Origin of the sequence: uncultured Gemella sp. (assembly GCF_963529685.1) — a bacterium.
GTDB lineage: Bacteria > Bacillota > Bacilli > Staphylococcales > Gemellaceae > Gemella.
On the sequence record NZ_CAUSAI010000036.1, the window covers coordinates 1 to 18,130 of the forward strand.

Here is an 18,130-nt window from a genome sequence, read left to right on the forward strand (position 1 = left end):
CATTTAAAGATTTTATTTCATTACTAATAGTTTTTGAACTTACCTTTAATACATCCAATAAGTATTGATCCTGAACTAAAAAGTTAGATTCTAATATATTTAGTAGCCTCAAACTTCTATTATCATAATTAAAAATCTCCATTTGCTTCACCACCTATTTTTATTATACTAATATCATTTAAAATAATTAATACAGTTATTTTCTTCAAAAAAGAAAAACGCTTTAATACTCTAGAAAATAGGGAGAGGCTCAAAAATCGTGATTTCGAAGAAATCGATTTTGTCAAGCCACTTATTGCAGTAGCTTATTAGATATCTAAAAATCTTTCATAAAACAAATTTAGATATCAATAAACCACTGCATCTATGAGTTTTCATATGTACTTTGTTAAATATTAGGACTTTTGGAGCAACTCCATCATAATTTCTACACCATAAGGTTTAATTATTAAAAAAACATCCCTAAAATCTAGGGATGCCTTTCCTTTCATTACAAACTCTCTATAATATTCTTAACTATATTTTCTATAGTTAAGCCATTTACTTTCATTAATTCTTCTACATTATATCTATCATAGAATTTTTTATTTATTCCGTAGTTTTGAACTTTTAATTCAGTATTCCCTAAATAGCTCGCTACAGTTTGACCATATCCACCTTCTACTATACCATCTTCAATAGTTACAACCAATTTATGATTTTCTTTTAAAGAGTTTAGTAATTCTTTATCCAAACCAGTTAAGAACCTTGGATTTACTAATGTTGCCTCTATATTGTGTTCTGATTTCAATTGTTCAGAAACTTCCTCTGCTAAGCTATAAAAATTACCTACTCCAAATATTACAACCTGTTCTCCATATTTCGCTACTTTGTTTTTATTTAAAATAGAATAATCTGTTTTATCTTCTTCTCCGGCTTCTACTACACTTCCAACAGGAACACGTATAGCAACTGGATGTGCATTTTGGTTAATTGCCCATTCTAACATCGCCAAGTGCTCTTCTTTATTAGTAGGAGCTAAGTATACGAAGTTTGGTATATGTGATATAAATGGAATATCAAAGAATCCTAAATGACTTTCATCATTCATTGAATTTATCGAGGCGCTGTATACTAATACCACACCCGCTTGATTATTTAATGCCATATCATGAGAAAGTTGGTCATATGTTCTCTGTAAGAACGTTGATAATACAGCCCACACTGGTTTTGCTCCATTTTTAGCTAATCCCGTTGTCATCGTTACAGCTTGTTCTTCCGCAATACCAACATCGACAAATTGGCTTCCCAATCGTTCTCTTAGTTTTCTATTAAAAACTATCCCTGGTGTCCCTGCATTGATAACGACAGCTAGTGGATCTTCATTTAATTTTTTCGTTAAATATTCAGAGGTGATACTATTATATGTTTGACTCACGATACCTTTTTTAATATACTCCCCTGTTTCTAAGCTAAATGGTCCCCCTGCATGGAATTTTTCATGATTTTGTTCTGCAGGTTCAAAACCTTTCCCTTTTTCTGTATAAATATGTAATACTACTGGATGATCTATATCTTTTACTTCTTTAAACAATGGAATTAGCTCTGCTAAGTTATTACCATCTTCTAAATAATGATAGTCATATCCTAAGGCTTTAAAAATATTATTTGTCGCCTGACCTTTAGTCTTACGTAAATTTTCTAATGCAGTATATATACCACCTTTAGGATTTTTAGCAATCGACTGATCATTATCATTTATAATAATTATTGCATTAGTTCCAAGTGTAGCTATTGTATTCAATCCTTCATAAGCCATTCCACCAGATAAAGCACCATCTCCGATAATCACTACAACATTACTTTGTTCATTCTTTAAATCTCTAGCATGTAAAATCCCACTTGCTAACGATAATGAGGTTGAGGTATGTCCAATAGTAAAAAGATCATGCTCACTTTCTTTTGGATTCGTATATCCAGAAACATCATCATAATGTTTAGGGTCTATAAATGCCTTTTGGCGTCCTGTTAGCATTTTATGAATATAAGTTTGATGCGATACATCAAAAATTATCTTATCTACAGGTGAATCGAATACATAATGTAAGGCAACTGTCATCTCTACCATTCCTAAATTCGGTCCACTATGGCCTCCGTGAGAACTAATTTTTTCTAATAATACCATTCTTGTTTCATCGGCCAGAGTTTGTAATTCTTCTATTGTTAATTTTTTAAGATCCTGGGGTCCTGAAATATTTTCTAAAATCATATTTATCCCTCCTATTTCTATCAATTTGTATTAATATCATTATAACATAAATTAATCTAGCCTAAGTATTCATTTTTATTATAGGTTTAGTAATACTTTTTATCATTCTTTGATAGTTATTAAATGCCTCAATCAATAAATATAAATATAATTAGAGATAAAGTATGTAACTTTCTGAATTTATGTCAACATTATCAAAACCTTAACATCTTATTTTATTCAACTTTAAATACTTACCCTATTTATAAAGGTGAATTATTTATTTCACTTTTCAGTTGAAAAAATTTTATTTTTAGTGTATTATATAAAAACATAGTAAAGCTACTATAATTTTGAATATAATATTAAACATGAGGTTAAATTTATGGAAACAGCTTTTGTGTGCGATTCAGCACTACAAATTAATAAAAATTTTGCAAACAACAATCCAATTACAGTTATCCCTGTTGAAGTTCGTCTTGATGATGAAATTTTTGAGGATAACGTTACTATAACTCCTGACGAATTTTATAAAAGAATACATAACGGTCAAAAACCTAGCACAAGCCAACCTGCAGTAGGTAAAATTTTAAGCATTTATGAAGAACTTAAACAACAAGGTGTAGAGCGTATCGTTGCTTTCAGCGTCTCTTCAAAATTATCAGGGACATATTCTTCTTTCGTGCAGGCTAAAGAACTTATCGATGGTATTGAAATCAAGATAATCGATACTCTTCAAATAGCAAGAATGGTAGGAATAGCTATCGAAAAAATTATTAAAGAATTCGAAGAAGGTAGTTTAGCCTTTGAAAATATTGAAGCTAGATATACTGAGCTTTCTGCACAACATAATGTTCTTGTAACTGTAGAAACTATGGAATATGTATATGCTGGTGGTAGACTTACTAAAGCTCAGTTCGTTCTATCAAACCTACTAAATATCCTTCCTATTATTACCATCAAGGATGGACTTCTTACTGTCAGCGGAAAACACAGAGGAATGAATAAAGTTCTTTCAAAAATGTGTGAAGAAATAAAAGAAAAAAATCCAAAGAGTTTATTTGTTCTTTATACAACCGATGAATTGTTAGATAAAGCTATGGTAGCTATTAGAAAAACTTTTGGTGATATCGAAGTTGAAACAGAAATCGTTTCTCCTGTAATTGGATCTCACGCTGGACCAAAAGCAATCGCAATCGGATATTTAGGTTACGACAAATAAAACACAAAAACACCTTAGAATTAGATTTCTACTCTAATTCCAAGGTGTTTATTTATTAGAAGTAACTCCAAATCGAGATGTCAAAATAATCAAATTTGACGAATCAATCCCGTTTACTTATTAAACTATTTTAAAATTTGTTTCTACTAACGCAGTTTGAAGATCTTCTTTTGAAGCAGCTCCTTCAACTACAATAGTTTTTTCTTGAATATTTATTTCAACGTTATCAACATTATCTAGTTTTGATAATCTTTCTTTAACTATTGCTACACAGCCTCTGCATTTTACCCCTTCGATACTATATTCATTTTTCATGATTTATCCTTCTTTCTTCTTATTAATTTTATTAATTTAATTTTACTCTTTTTAATCTTAATGCATTTAGAACTACAGATATAGAACTAAAACTCATTGCAGCTCCTGCCAACATTGGATTTAACAACGGTCCTCCGAATATATAGAATACTCCCATCGCAAAAGGAATACCTATAACATTATAGAAGAATGCCCAGAATAGATTTTCTTTAATATTTGTTATAGTTTTTTTACTTAATACTATTGCATTCACAACAGAATTCAAGTCAGGTTTCATCAATACTATATCTGCTGCATCTATTGCTACATCTGTTCCTGTTCCTACAGCTATTCCGACTTCAGCTTGTACTAAAGCCGGCGCATCATTAATACCATCACCAACCATTGCTACCTTTTTACCTTGAGTTTGAAGTTTTTTGATTTCATTTGCTTTATCTTCTGGTAAAACTTCACTCACTACTTTATCTATTGTTAATTGCTCTGCAATTACTTGAGCGGTTTTCCTATTGTCTCCAGTTAACATAACTACTTCTATCCCTAAGCTATGTAATCTTTCAACAGTTTTTAAACTACTTGCTTTTATTTGATCAGCAACAGCTATAATTCCAGCAAGTTCAGAGTCTACAGCTATGAACAATGGTGTTTTCCCTTCTGAAGCATATTTCTCTGCTTTTTCAACTGAATCTTTTGTAACAATATTATTTTCCAACATTAATTTTTCATTACCGATTAATATTGACTTTCCATCAACTATTGATGAAATACCTAATCCTGTTAATGAACTAAAATCTTTAACCTCTAACAACTCTAAATTTTTATTTTTAGCTTCATCTACTATAGCTAGACCTAATGGGTGTTCTGAAAGATATTCTACACTCGCTGCAAGTTGCAAGAGAACTTCTTCAGATAAATTATTAAATGTCATTATATCAGTTACTGAAATTTTACCTTCTGTTAATGTTCCAGTTTTATCAAATACTACAGTATTGACCTCTTTAGCTAACTGCAGAGCTTCTGAACTTTTTATTAAAATACCGTGTTCAGCTCCCTTACCTGTACCTACCATTATAGCTGTCGGTGTAGCTAAACCTAAGGCACAAGGACAAGCAATAACAAGCACTGCGATAATAATTTTTAGAGAAAAACTCCAAGATGCATCTCCAACAAAGTACCATAAAATTCCAGCTATTAGTGCTAAAACAATAACAATAGGAACAAATACTCCTGAAATTTTATCAGCAAGTTTTGCGATCGGAGCTTTAGAATTTTGAGCATCTTCAACAAGTTTAATAATCTGTGATAAAGTAGTATCTTTACCAACTTTAGTAACTTTCATTTTGAAAACACCTGTTTTATTGATACTAGCTCCAACAACCTTACTATTTATGTCTTTTTCTACAGGGATACTTTCACCTGTTAACATCGATTCATCTACAGTCGAACGACCTTCAATCACAACTCCATCAAGAGGTACTTTTTCACCAGGACGAACAAGAAGTATATCGCCTGTAGATATTTCATCTACGGCTACTACGTGTTCTTCTCCATTTTTTATTAAATTAGCTGTTTTTGGCACTAACCCAACCAACTTACTAATAGCATTTGTAGTACGACTTTTCGATACTCCTTCAAAGTATTTACCTAGTGTAATCAATGTTAAGATTACCGCTGCAGATTCATAGTACAAATTCATAGCTGCATGTTCATCACCTAAATATACCAATACCGTTGAATAAACACTATATAAGAATGCTGCCCCTGCTCCTAACGCTACTAAAGAATCCATATTAGGTTTTCTTCTAAGAATAGCTCTAATTCCTACACTAAAGAATTTTCTACCAAAATACAAAACAGGTAACACCAGAATAAACTGTACAGTTGAAAATAATTTTGGATTTCCCACTGGGCTTAAACTTTCCAACATAGGTAATCCTACCATCTCAGCCATCGCTATATACAACACAGGCACTGTAAATATAGCTGAATAAATAAATCTTTTCCAAATACCATCAATTTCTTGTTGTTTTTTTTCAGCTTGATTATCAACCGAATTATCTATTTCTAATTTCGCTTTATAACCCGCTTCTTCTACTTTTCTCTCAATCTCAGCTACACTTAATTTTTCTTTGTCGAATTTTACTACCATCTTCTCAGTAGCGAAATTTACAATGGCTTTTTCTGTTCCATCTAAAGATGAAATCGTATCTTCTATATTTTTCGCACACGTTGCACAACTCATTCCTTCTAATATGAAAGTTCTCTCTTCAATACTAGAAACATAAGTAAGCTTATACCCCGATTTTTCTACAATCTTTTCTACTTCTGTTCTATCTATTCCTTCTCCTCTAGAAAGAGTAAGTTTACTTGTTGCAAAGTTTACATTGATATCTGATAAATTATCAACTTGTTTTAAACTCTCTTCAATATGCGCTGCACAAGAAGCACAGCTCATCCCTTCAATTAAATATGTTTCATTTGTTACCATATATTAATCACACCTATCTCTTAAATATTTTTCGTCTACATTTGTAGTCTTTTTTTATAAATTAAGTATACTACCATCTAAAATTATTGTCAACAATATTTTAAATAATCAATAACAGCTATCATTATGATATATAGTGAAAGCTATCATAGAGCGTTTAAAAGGGGATAACTCGACAAAATCAATTTCTATAAAATCATGATTTTTGAGTCACCCCTTACAATATTATTTAATTTTTACTTTCTAATTTTTCATTCATCTGACGACGAAGTTTAGAAAAATCTTCTTTGACTACTACAGTGTCAGCAATATAGTCATGAAGTCCTTTTTTCTTATTAGTAAAAACAACAGCTAGATACGGAATATACACTAAAAATATCGTTAATAGTCTACCAACTAGTTCACGGTAAACTACATCCATAAGACCTAACTTATCACCTTTGTTAGTTTCTACTTTTATCTTCATAATCATCTTACCTAAAGTTTGTGAAAAGAAGTAAGTCATCGAGATAAAGTATGTAAACATAACAATTACATAACTTAAAGATTCTTCTCCTAAAATTGGAAAATCAAATTGTCTGTTTAATAACCCAAAACTTACAGTATTTAGCAAGCTAGCCAGCGAGTATACAACTATCATATCCAACACATAAGCTATGAATCTAGTCCAAAAACCTGCATAGAAATTCTTTGAAAGAATCATATAATCTTCTATTGATGTTGGTAATGTAAGATCTTTTTCTTTTATATCAACTTTCTCTTCTACTTCTTTAGCAGCTACTTTTTCTTCAGTAAATTCTATATTTTCGACAACCTCATCCGAAATTATCTCTGAAACTTCATCAGAATGAGTATTATCGGAAGGTATTTTATTATTTAAATCATTATTCATATAAAAACCTCCTTATCCTAAGTAGCTACGCTCAACTTTATTTGAATTCACTTCACTATTCAATTCAGAGATAAAACTTTTCGTAGTCGCTTTAACAAATCTAGAAATTAAACTTTCTGCAGTTTTATCAGCTCTCAACTCAATTACAGTTGGATTAGACAGTCCTTTTTCTTCTTTTATTAAATCAATAAGCTCATCTTCAGTACCTACTTTATCAGCTAATTTGTTCGCTACTGCTTGAGTACCAGTGTAAGTTCTACCGTCAGCAAGTTTCTTAACTTCATCTTCACTTAGGTGTCTACCTTCTGCTATAGCTTTAACGAATCGTTCGTATGCTTCTTTATTTTGTTCTTGCAGAATTTTTCTAGTAGACTCTGGTAAATCCTCTGCGAATCCTCCTACTGCTTTTTGCTCTCCAGAACGAACAGTTTCTTGTTTAATTCCATGATCATTTAAGAATTTTTGTGCAGAAACATAACTCATTATCACACCTAAAGATCCAGTAGTTGTCTCAGTATTTACGAAGATTTTCTTAGCTGGTGTAGACACATAATACCCTCCTGATGCAGCCATTTTTTTCATAGAAACATAAACATCTTTGCCACTGTTTTTAAGGGCATTATACAGCTCAGCAGTCTCATAAACACCACCACCTGGTGAATTTACAGATAATAATATTGCTTTTACATTTGGATTACCCTTTGCTTCTTTAATTTGGTTTAAAACAGAACCCCTTGAATAAGTATTCGTCATTTCTGAATTAATTTCACCATCGATAGAAATTTTTTGAATCACTTCATTACTATCACCTTTTCTTAAAGTTAACTTAGTAACACTTTGCTCTTGTAAAAATTCCATTAAATATCCATTTAATTCTGCATCATCTTTTTTACTATTATTGCTTGATGTAATAGTTCCTTTAATTAACGAAAATATTACTAAGACTATAACAATAATTGTTGATATCAATCTTTTATTTTTAAAATTCATATTTTTTCCTCCTAAACTTTATTATAATATTTTTGTAAAAAGCCAGCGACAAATAGCTATTTCGCTATCTGCCCCTAGCTTCATTTATTCCTCTTTTACTATTTTTTCAAACCCTTCTTGTAGATAAATGTTCGCTGTTTTCTTGAAGTACAGATAGTTCTTATCATTGCCTTGATTTTGTTGAGTTACCAATACAATCGGTTCACCATTAAATATTACAAAGTAATATAAGCGAGCAATTGGTATTGAAACATTCTCAATATCAGAATAAACCGCAACTACATTATATACATCTTTGTACCTTCCTTCAGGCGACCATCTCATGTTAATTAACTTATCACCCTCAAGTACTAAACGAGATTTTCCTACTTTTTCTGTTTCTCCAGGAAGATTTAAACCATAATAATTAACCTTATTATCAAGTGTGTACTCTTTATAATTTTGGTTCAGAGATTTTTCCCAACCTTTTACAAATTGGTATAATTTCTCTCCTTTATTTTTATTCCAATATGATGTACCTGTAGATTTTTTATCTTCTTTTTTCGAACTATTTTCATCCGATAAACCAGTTACCGTCAATGTTCGCTTAAAGCTTCCGCTAAGTTTTAGACCTTTCTTCTCGGCTTCTTCCTTATTAAGAGTTATCTCTATATCAACCTTACTTCCATTTTCCAAGTTTTCCTTAGGAGAATATTTAATATCCGGTTCTCTAAGAAACTTCCTAATATTTTCATCAGCATCTTTGATTTCTGGAATCTCCGTGATGTTAACATCAACCTTCCCTTGTCTATTAGCTCCATAAGCAACTAATTCAACCTTGTATTTATCAAGATGAATTACTTTGTCATCTTTCTTGTGAAATTTAAAGTAATAAACTCCTACAGCTACAACACATACTAAAAGTAATGCAACTATAAATCCAAATTTAGATTTCTTGTTTTTAAGTTCTTTTTCGACAACATTTTCATTATTCCTAATATTGTTATCAGTATTATTATAATTATTTCCTTGGAAATTATTATTTTGGTTATCATACTGCGGAGAATTCCCAAATTGATTACCAACTACATTATTACTTAAGTAGCGATTATCTTCCACATAATTTCCATCTTTATCATAATAACCGGTAATAATAAAGAATCCATGTTGATCATAGTAACCTGTTGGCGTTAAACCATCATCTGAATAATAGGTATTCTCCGAAACAAAGTTGCCACTTTGATTGTAATAACCATCAGGAACAAAATTACCGCTCTGATCGTAATATCTATTTTGTATAAAGTTACCATTTTCATCATAGTAACCGCCTTGTATGTAATTACCATTTTGATCATAATAGCCATTTACATTATTAGGTTGATTATTTTGCGAATCATTACCTTTATTATTCATAACTTCCTCTCCTATTCACTATAACTTTTCGACACGAACTTGTTATATCGTTTCATAAATGCAAGCTCTGCCGTACCAGTTTGTCCATGCCTATTCTTAGCTATAATCACTTCTATTGTTGATACATCGCTAGCTTCTTGAACTTCTTTTTCATCGGCATCTTCACTTCTATAGTAATCTCCTCGATATAAAAATGAAACTATATCAGCATCTTGCTCAATACTTCCAGATTCTCTAAGGTCACTCATCATAGGTCGTTTATCCTGTCTAGATTCAACACTACGAGATAACTGAGATAAGGCAATTACAGGACATTCCAGTTCCCTTGCCATTTGTTTTAAACTACGAGATACTTCAGACACCTCTTGTTGTCTATTGTCAGTTCTCTTACTACCTTGAAGAAGTTGAAGATAATCAATCACAACTAAGTCTAAACCGTGTTCAGCTTTTAATAACTTACATTTTGCTTTTACTTCATTAACTTTAATAAATGCACTATCTTCAATAAAAACATTTTTTTGATTTAAGAAATGAACTGCTGTCTCTAGTTTCATGAGATCATCATTATCAAGATTACCTTTTTTAATCTTTTCAGAATCTATCATTCCCTCACTACAAATCATCCTAGATACAAGTTGATCAGCACCCATCTCTAAAGAAAATAACGCAACTGTTCTCTTTTCTTCTTCAGAACGAGGATTTTTCCCTGCAATATTAAGTGCGATATTTAGAGCAAAAGCTGTTTTCCCCATTGCAGGACGAGCCGCAAGAATAATCAAATCTCCCTTACCAAATCCCACTATTCTATCCAATGCTGCATAACCAGTTGGAATAGCTACATTTTGACCTTCCCCTGCCATACGCGCTAATATCTCTTTAAAAACTTCTTCCGTAACATCTTTCATATTTTTAAACTGAGAATTTTTAGCACGCTCCATGGCACGTTCTACTTGATCGAACAAAGTTGAAGTTAATGAATCTATGTCGGCATTCCCTTGATTCATTTCCTCAGTACTATTTAAAAGTGCTAAGCGAATTTCTCTGTAAATTGAATATCTTTTAACCAAATTCGCATAATGCATAATATTTCTAGAACTTGGAGTAACATCATATAAATCCACTATATATAATGAGGCATCCACAGTTCTGAATGCCCCACTATTATTTATTTCTTCAAAAATCGTAGTGGTGTCAGGTATTATTTCCATTTCATCTAAACGTAAAATAGCACTATAAATATCTTTATTTCGTTCATCATAAAAGTCTTCTGGGTCTACCGTTGCTTTTACTTCTACTAATTTCTCTGGCTCCTGCATTAGAGCCCCTAGTAACGACTGCTCTGCCATTATGACAGAATCTATATGATATTTCATATTATCACCTACATTATATATACTATTGTTCCACTACATGAACTTTAATAGTTCCCTCTACTTGATTGTATAATTTAATTTTTACATTCGTATAACCTAAAGATTGAATACCTTGTGGCAAATCAATTTTTTTCTTATCAACTTTTAGGTTATGTTGTTTTTTAAGTTCTTCTACAATTTGCTTAGAAGACACTGATCCGAATAATCTTCCACCTTCACCAGCTTTAACTTTAATTTTCACTTCTAATCCTTCTAATTGTTTAGCAAGTAAGTTAGCTTGTACTAATTCTTCTTGTTTATCTTTTTCAACACGTTTTTGTTGTCCTTTAAGTGTCGCCATATTCGCATTTGTAGCTGCTACAGCTTTCTTGTTAGTTATTAAGAATTTTGCATATCCATCAGCAATTTCCTTAACATCTCCTTTTTTACCTTTTCCTTTTACATCTTCTAAAAATATAACTTTCATTACAATTTCTCCTTTTAATCTATTTTGTTTTATTATCCTAGTACCTTATCAATAGCATCATTCAATCGTTCAAGCGCCTCATCCAAGTTGATTCCCTCTATTTGCGTTGCCGCATTAGCAAGATGACCACCACCACCAAGTTCTTCCATAATCAACTGAACATTTATATTACCTAACGACCTTGACGAAATACCCACTTTACCTTCATCTAAATATCCTATAGCAAAACTACATTCAATACCTTTTAAAGTAAGCAGTAAATCCGCACTTTGGGCCAACATGACATTAGTGTAATATTTATTTTCAGGGGCTTTTGCCATAATAATTTCTGGTGATTTCTGAATAGAATTATTAATGATTTCTACCCTATTCATAAAGTTTTCAAACGGTTCTTTTAAAATTGTTTTAACTTTTGTCGGGTCAGCACCATTACTTCTTAGATATGCTGCCGCATCAAACGTTCTAGATCCCGTTCTTATCGAAAAGTTTTGAGTATCAACTACTATCCCCCCAAGCATAATCGTTGCCGCAATAGGTGAGATTTTCTCTATCTTAGTTTGGTACTCTATTAATTCTGCGATTAATTCCGATGCCGATGAAGCGTAAGGTTCTATATACGTCAGTAATGGATTAGTAATTATATCTTCCCCACGTCTGTGATGGTCAATAACAACTTTTCTATTAGCCTTAGATAAAATCGCAGCATCCAAAACACGCGACGCATCTGATGTATCTACAACTATTAATGTCGTTTGCGGGGTCATAAGCTCCCACGCCTCATCACTATCTACAAATACTCTTGATAACTGTTCATCTAAATTATCAATCTCAAACATTACTTTTTGAATAGTTTCGTCTCGATCACTATCATTTAAGATAATATAACACTCTTTATTTAAAAATTTAGCAAAAGTATAAATACCAACGCAAGCCCCAATAGCATCAAAATCAGGACGTCTATGCCCCATTACAATTATCTTATCACTGTCACTTACTATGTCAGCTAACGCATTAGAGACAACACGTGCCTTAATTCTAGTACGTTTTTCCTGTGGATTAGTTTTACCACCATAAAATCTTATTGTACCATCAACATCTTTCATAGCAACCTGATCTCCACCACGCCCTAAAGCTAAGTCTAGTGAGCTTTTAGCTAATTCACCTAGCTCTGGTAAGAAATCCGTACCCATCCCCACTCCTATACTTAGTGTAATCGGTGCACCAAAATCTTCTTTCAAACTTCTAATAGTATCCAAAATTTGGAATTTATCTTTTTCTATTTTCTTTAAATCTTTTACATTTAACAGTCCGATAAATCTATCTTCATCAATTCTTTTAAGATAAATACTATTTTTCTTAGCCCAGTCCGTTAAAGTAACAACAATAGTAGCATCCAGTCTACTTGCTACTTCATCATCTAAAGAATCATATACATCTTCATAGTTATCAAGGCTCAGATTAAGAATTATAGGCCTCGTATCTCTAAACCTTTGCATTACTACTTTACTTTCTGTAATATCGAAGAAGTATACATATCCACTATCTTTTTGATAATTTACCTTAAAATGCTTACCAAAAATTTCAAACTGATTATCTATCGGCCTCTCCAAATTAAATAAATCTTCAATTTCAGGCATAAGTTCTAAAATATTTAAACCTTTTATTTCTTCAACTTTGATATTTTTATAAATAAAGTTATTAGCCCATTCAATATTTTTATCTTCATCGATTACGACTATACCTATCGGAAACTTATTTATACCTTTTTCTGAAGAATCTTTAATTCTATTAGTCAGTTTACTGATATATCTCTCCATTTGCTCGCTAGCTTTTTTCTTTTGTTTATTATAAAGAACGAAAATAAGTAAGCCCATCAACAGATAAATTACTAGACTATATACATTAAATATACCGCTCATAATTGCTCCGATTAGAAAAATAGTAAAAATAATTAATTCATATTTTTTCTTGTCATTCATACTTATCTCCCCTTCCTCATAACAATATATCCTTCTCTTAATTTAAATATACTATCAACAAATCCCAACAATTCAAAAATAGGACTAAAAATAAACATCAAAGCAAATACAACAGGTTTCCCAATAGGTATCTTCGAATTAGATTTTTGTTCTATAAAGAAAAATGCTGTAAATAAGCCATTTAAAATAAACACCAGCGATAATAGACCCGTCAAATTTTGAAATAAGATATTCCAAAAACTATAAGTGTTACTTTCTGTTCCCATTTCAACAAAAAAAGTTAACAATGTAATACTAATATATATATATCCACTTCTAGGGCTTAACATTATTCTACTAAATTTCGGAAATACTGGTATGATTACATATTCTCTCCCCAATAACGTTAGAGTATATTGAACTAACACAAGACCATAGACAAATATCACTACAAACAATGTTACAGGAAATGATTTTTGAAGATTAGAAAAACTTTCTAGTACCATATTCTTATCTACACTTTGATTCATTTCCGACATAGAATTCACATAAGAATTAATAAAATCTAATATCTGCTTACTATCAATTGTTATATGCCCCATTTTTATTGATAAAAAAATATATAACGACACGGTTAAAAATATCAAAGCACTAACTGCAACTACTAAGAATATTTTTGACCCTCTGACATATATTGTCTTGTAAACTATATAAGCTATTACCATGTGTATTCCAAACCAAACTATCATATTAGGAGAAGCAAATAACACTAATATTATCCCTCCTGAAATAATTAATGAAATATAATATTTCAAACCTCTCGCACCCAACGCATATGTGAGCGGAAAAACAGAAAGAAACGCCGTCACAACTTCAATATTCAGGAATACTCCTAATAATATTAAAAATAAATAACTTACCGAATAAGCCAATACTTTAATATTACTAGGCACTCTAAAGAAAAATTTGCTCTTCATTAATTCTTCAATTTCTTTACTCAACAGTTCTGAAATGTTATTATCCAAAGTAACACTCCTTTTATATTTTAATAATACCTCTTCATAGCAATTATAACTATATAGGTATCTTTATTATTATACCAAATTTCAACGTTTTTTTAAAGAAAAATAAAAAACAAATCTCTCCTATATTCTACATCCACTCTCCAGATTAAATCACCCAAAAATTCAATTCAAAATAAACTTTAAAAATTAGTATTTTTTATAAGTTTTCTAATCAAAAATCTGTTTATAATTGACAAAATCCTTTATTCAACTTATCATATTTAGTAGAGGATACAATTGACTTTATATTTATTACTATTAGGGCTGACCCAAAAATTCTTAATTTTAAAAAAGTTTATATAAGAACTTATAGACGCAGCGATTTATTGATGCCTAAATAAACTTTGCGAAGAGAATCGGTAAAATAGATTTCTCCGAAATCACGATTTTTGAGCCATCCCCACTTATTAAATTTATAGAAAGGAATATTATTATGAAAAAATATATTATTACTATTGTTACAGTCTCATTAGTAGTATTAACATTAGCGTTAGGTGGATATTATTATTTAACTAAAGATGATAACTCAACAACTCCTAATACTACTAATCAAAAAGATAATAAAAAATCTTCTAATACTAAAGAAAATGGAAAATCTGATAACAATAACGAAAATACTCCATCTACCAATGGAAAAACTCCTGAAACAATTACTCAGCCAACGATTATTAATGGCATTGTGCTAGCCAACAAAAAACATCCTCTTCCTGCCAATTACAACCCTGGGGAAGATCCTACTGCACGCCAAAAACTGAATAAACTTATTAGCGATGCGCAGTCTCTAGGATTAAATGTTTCTAACCAAGTATCTGGTTTTAGAGCATACAGCACTCAAGCTGGACTTTACAACAACTATGTAGCTGCACATGGGAAACAAGAAGCCGATAGATTCTCGGCACGTCCTGGTTACAGCGAACACCAAACAGGACTAGTATTCGACCTTATCGACAACCAAGGTCAACTATTAGGTGCAGAAGGTACTAGTGAAAGTAGTAAAAAAGCCGCAGAATGGCTAGATAAAAACGCACATAAATACGGCTTTATCGTCAGATATAAACCTCAGTTCGTTGAAAAAACTGGTTACATGGAAGAAAGCTGGCATATCCGCTATGTTGGAGAAGACGTAGCTAAAACTATTTATGAAAGAAACATTTCACTAGAAGAATATCTTAACGCTCCCGGTGGAGATTACGCAAACTAAAATATTATTAGCAAAAGGAGAATTTAATGAACAGAGATAATCAAGGTCAAAATAATCAAAACTTTGACAACAATAACTACAATAATCAAAACTTTGATAATACACAATATGGCAATCAAGGGTACGATCAAAACTTCGATAATACACAATATAATGAACAAGGATATGATCAAAACTTCGATAATACACAATATAATGAACAAGGATATGATCAAAACTTCGATAATACACAATATAATGAACAAGGGTATGATCAAAACTTCGATAATACACAATATAATGAACAAGGATATGATCACCAGTATCAAAATACTCAATATCAAAATCAACAATACCAAAACTATAATCAAACGTCTAACCATAACAACCAACCAAACTACAATAATCAACAAAATTATAACGTTCCTCCTATATATATGGAAGAACCTAAAGAGAAGAAGAAAAAAAGCATTCTTCCTGTTGTATTAACAGCGATTATTACTTTCGTTGTGCTAGTAGCTGGACTTTACTTTGGATATACTAAATTCTTGAAAAAAGATAATGTTGTTGACTTATCAGCATACGAAGTAAATTTTGTTACATACGGTACTCAAGGTGAAGGAAAACCTGAAGTTGACATCAAAAAAGTTCCCGAAGTTGCTGAAACAAACGCTGCAATCTCTAACTTATTGTCAAATCCAGATATTTCATTCGATAAACAAAGTAATCTGAAAAACGGAGATAAAGTCGAAGTTACTATAACACTAAACAAAAATACATTAAACAAACTAAAACTAAAAACAACAGGAGAATTCAAACGTACATTCACTGTTAATGGATTAAATGAAAAAGCTAAAGAAAAAGAAACTATAATTGTAAAAGAAAGTTCTTCTGATTCATCTAAACGCCGCAGCGACGAACGTACTGTCTACGTTAAACCTTCTGCAGGTGTAAACTTAAGAAGTTCTTCAAACGATTCAAGTAATGTCATCACTTCAATCAAAGTTGGAAGTTCTGTATATCAACACTATATTGAAGTAAACTCAGATGGAGAAGCTTGGGCTTATGTTTCTTATGGTAGCCGTGATGGTTGGATAAGAGCAGATTTACTTGGATAAAAAATAAAAAAGCGACTCGAAATTTTGATTTCAGTAATAGCCTCCAAAATTTGGACAAATTTTGGAGGCTATTACCTTCTAAGAAATCATTTTTCGAGTCGTTTCTTTTTGTACTTTTGCTAAAGATCTTCTTTAATGAACTTTAACCATTTAACCAGCAACCTTCATTATTATTTATTTCTTCTGCGTTGTCTTGCTACTGTCAATAATCCACCGAACACAGCTAGTCCTAAACCTGCTAATCCACTATTAGTCCCTGTTACACCTGTATTTGGTAAGTTCGATTTCATACTAACATTTTCTTTTGCTGATGATTGGCTTTCATCAGCTTTATTTGGATTAGAAGTTTTTGGTTTCTCTGGGAATGTACGATCTTTTTTAGGAAGTTTTCTGAAAATGTGTGTCACAACTACATTTTCTTTATCAGTTTTCGTTACAACATATTCATATCCCGGAATTTCACCATGTGCTAATGCTTCGTTAGCTTCACCTAATTCAGAAGGTGCTTTAGCATCTGCTGGGCGTAAGTCATTTCCTGCTTCATCTTGCCATTTTGTGATGATAAGCTCTGGAATTTCCAACTTAACAGCCAATCTCGCTTCTACAGAGTTAATTCTTTCTATTCCTTCAGTTTTTGCTGTTTCTACAGCTGCATTTGTTGTTGCTGTTTTTATTTTTACAATAGCAGTCATCGCTGCTTTTTCAGCTTTGTCTTTAAGGATGCCTTTATCGTTATCTATAAATTCTTTGCTTGATTCTATAGACTTAACCTTAGTATCTAAAGCTTTTTTCACTTCTTCAATAGCGTTTGATTTTACAGTTTTTGTTGGGAATGATACTGCATTTATCGCTTTAATGCCGTTGTCTTTTGCTGTTGTTACATCTACACTTGTTGTTGCTTTGTTGATATTTGCTATTGCATCTGTCGCTTCTTTTTGCGTTTGTTTATTAACTTCTGATTTTTCTTCTGTTGTTAAGTTATTGTTGGCATCTACAGTTTTGTTTTTAGCCGCTAATGCTTTATTTATTTCAGAGATAGCCTCTGATTTTACAGTTTTCGTTGGTAATGCTACTGCATTTATCGCTTTAATACCGTTATCTTTTGCTGTTGTTACAGTTACGTTTGTTGTCGCTTCATTAGTATTCGCTATTGCATCTGTCGCTTCTTTTTGCGTTTGTTTCTTAACTTCTGCTTTTTCTTCTGTTGTTAAGTCATTATTGATATCTACTTTTTTGTTTTTGGCTGCTAATGCTGCGTCTATTTCTATTCTTGCTTCAACTTTGTATAAAGCTAGGATTCCTTTTTCTTTTTCTGTTGTTACTAAAGCTGCTGTGTTTGTTGTATCTTTGTTAATCTCTGTTTTGGCTGCATCTGCTGCTGTTGCTATTGGTGCTTTAGCTGCTGCTTTGTCTGTGATATTCGCATTACCTTCAATTGCGGCATCTTT

The 18,130-nt window shown here is 31.6% G+C and carries 14 protein-coding genes; 3 read left to right on the forward strand and 11 right to left on the reverse strand.

Annotated features, from left to right (window positions below; translation table 11 throughout):
* Positions 1-490: 490 nt before the first annotated feature.
* On the reverse strand, positions 491-2,248 hold the full coding sequence (locus RWS90_RS06120; protein WP_314549602.1) for a 1-deoxy-D-xylulose-5-phosphate synthase: 1,758 nt from the start codon (positions 2,246-2,248) through the stop codon (positions 491-493).
* A 364-nt stretch (positions 2,249-2,612) separates the two neighbouring features.
* Between RWS90_RS06120 and RWS90_RS06125 the strand changes: the two genes are divergently transcribed.
* Positions 2,613-3,449 carry a DegV family protein gene (locus RWS90_RS06125; protein ID WP_314549604.1) on the forward strand — a complete coding sequence of 279 codons (837 nt, stop codon included), beginning with the start codon at positions 2,613-2,615 and terminating at the stop codon, positions 3,447-3,449.
* 120 nt (positions 3,450-3,569) lie between these two features.
* Here the strand turns inward: RWS90_RS06125 and RWS90_RS06130 are convergent, their stop codons facing one another.
* The 9 genes from RWS90_RS06130 to RWS90_RS06170 all read right to left on the reverse strand — a co-directional run bounded on the left by RWS90_RS06130 (position 3,570) and on the right by RWS90_RS06170 (position 14,345).
* A complete protein-coding gene (locus RWS90_RS06130) occupies positions 3,570-3,764 on the reverse strand; it encodes a heavy metal-associated domain-containing protein (RefSeq protein WP_314549606.1) in 195 nt (64 codons plus the stop codon).
* Positions 3,765-3,795: 31 nt separating this feature from the next.
* Positions 3,796-6,249, reverse strand: a complete 2,454-nt coding sequence (locus RWS90_RS06135; protein ID WP_314549608.1) for a heavy metal translocating P-type ATPase — start codon at positions 6,247-6,249, stop codon at positions 3,796-3,798.
* A 229-nt stretch (positions 6,250-6,478) separates the two neighbouring features.
* Positions 6,479-7,141, reverse strand: a complete 663-nt coding sequence (locus RWS90_RS06140) for an RDD family protein (protein ID WP_314549610.1) — start codon at positions 7,139-7,141, stop codon at positions 6,479-6,481.
* A 12-nt stretch (positions 7,142-7,153) separates the two neighbouring features.
* Positions 7,154-8,131: a signal peptide peptidase SppA gene (sppA, locus tag RWS90_RS06145; RefSeq protein ID WP_314549611.1), complete on the reverse strand. Its 978-nt coding sequence runs from the start codon at positions 8,129-8,131 to the stop codon at positions 7,154-7,156.
* 84 nt (positions 8,132-8,215) lie between these two features.
* Entirely contained in the window at positions 8,216-9,523 is a 1,308-nt protein-coding gene (locus RWS90_RS06150) for a DUF4767 domain-containing protein (RefSeq protein ID WP_314549614.1), read from the reverse strand.
* An 11-nt stretch (positions 9,524-9,534) separates the two neighbouring features.
* Positions 9,535-10,896: a replicative DNA helicase gene (gene dnaB / locus RWS90_RS06155; RefSeq protein WP_314549616.1), complete on the reverse strand. Its 1,362-nt coding sequence runs from the start codon at positions 10,894-10,896 to the stop codon at positions 9,535-9,537.
* A 22-nt stretch (positions 10,897-10,918) separates the two neighbouring features.
* Positions 10,919-11,362 (reverse strand): 50S ribosomal protein L9, encoded by a 444-nt coding sequence (gene rplI / locus RWS90_RS06160; RefSeq protein WP_314549618.1) that lies wholly within the window; start codon positions 11,360-11,362, stop codon positions 10,919-10,921.
* Positions 11,363-11,394: 32 nt separating this feature from the next.
* Positions 11,395-13,341, reverse strand: a complete 1,947-nt coding sequence (locus RWS90_RS06165) for a DHH family phosphoesterase (protein WP_314549619.1) — start codon at positions 13,339-13,341, stop codon at positions 11,395-11,397.
* Between the two features lie 2 nt (positions 13,342-13,343).
* Complete coding sequence (locus RWS90_RS06170) at positions 13,344-14,345, reverse strand: DUF2232 domain-containing protein (protein ID WP_314549621.1); 1,002 nt, start codon at positions 14,343-14,345, stop codon at positions 13,344-13,346.
* Between the two features lie 472 nt (positions 14,346-14,817).
* On the opposite strand from RWS90_RS06170, the gene RWS90_RS06175 reads away from it, so the two are divergent.
* Both RWS90_RS06175 and RWS90_RS06180 read left to right on the forward strand, forming a co-directional pair.
* On the forward strand, positions 14,818-15,585 hold the full coding sequence (locus RWS90_RS06175) for a D-alanyl-D-alanine carboxypeptidase family protein (RefSeq protein ID WP_314549623.1): 768 nt from the start codon (positions 14,818-14,820) through the stop codon (positions 15,583-15,585).
* A 26-nt stretch (positions 15,586-15,611) separates the two neighbouring features.
* Positions 15,612-16,682 (forward strand): SH3 domain-containing protein, encoded by a 1,071-nt coding sequence (locus tag RWS90_RS06180; protein ID WP_314549626.1) that lies wholly within the window; start codon positions 15,612-15,614, stop codon positions 16,680-16,682.
* Between the two features lie 170 nt (positions 16,683-16,852).
* Here the strand turns inward: RWS90_RS06180 and RWS90_RS06185 are convergent.
* On the reverse strand, positions 16,853-18,130 hold a 1,278-nt coding region (locus RWS90_RS06185), incomplete at its 5' end, for a DUF1542 domain-containing protein (RefSeq protein ID WP_314549629.1).

Bases quoted from the DNA above. Each gene is read 5' to 3' on its own strand.
- RWS90_RS06125 (WP_314549604.1), top strand. From the start codon at position 2,613: ATGGAAACAGCTTTTGTGTGCGATTCAGCACTACAAATTAATAAAAAT.
- rplI (WP_314549618.1), bottom strand. From the start codon at position 11,362: ATGAAAGTTATATTTTTAGAAGATGTAAAAGGAAAAGGTAAAAAAGGA.
- RWS90_RS06135 (WP_314549608.1), bottom strand. From the start codon at position 6,249: ATGGTAACAAATGAAACATATTTAATTGAAGGGATGAGCTGTGCTTCT.
- RWS90_RS06180 (WP_314549626.1), top strand. From the start codon at position 15,612: ATGAACAGAGATAATCAAGGTCAAAATAATCAAAACTTTGACAACAAT.
- RWS90_RS06175 (WP_314549623.1), top strand. From the start codon at position 14,818: ATGAAAAAATATATTATTACTATTGTTACAGTCTCATTAGTAGTATTA.
- RWS90_RS06120 (WP_314549602.1), bottom strand. From the start codon at position 2,248: ATGATTTTAGAAAATATTTCAGGACCCCAGGATCTTAAAAAATTAACA.
- RWS90_RS06130 (WP_314549606.1), bottom strand. From the start codon at position 3,764: ATGAAAAATGAATATAGTATCGAAGGGGTAAAATGCAGAGGCTGTGTA.
- RWS90_RS06140 (WP_314549610.1), bottom strand. From the start codon at position 7,141: ATGAATAATGATTTAAATAATAAAATACCTTCCGATAATACTCATTCT.
- sppA (WP_314549611.1), bottom strand. From the start codon at position 8,131: ATGAATTTTAAAAATAAAAGATTGATATCAACAATTATTGTTATAGTC.
- dnaB (WP_314549616.1), bottom strand. From the start codon at position 10,896: ATGAAATATCATATAGATTCTGTCATAATGGCAGAGCAGTCGTTACTA.
- RWS90_RS06165 (WP_314549619.1), bottom strand. From the start codon at position 13,341: ATGAATGACAAGAAAAAATATGAATTAATTATTTTTACTATTTTTCTA.
- RWS90_RS06150 (WP_314549614.1), bottom strand. From the start codon at position 9,523: ATGAATAATAAAGGTAATGATTCGCAAAATAATCAACCTAATAATGTA.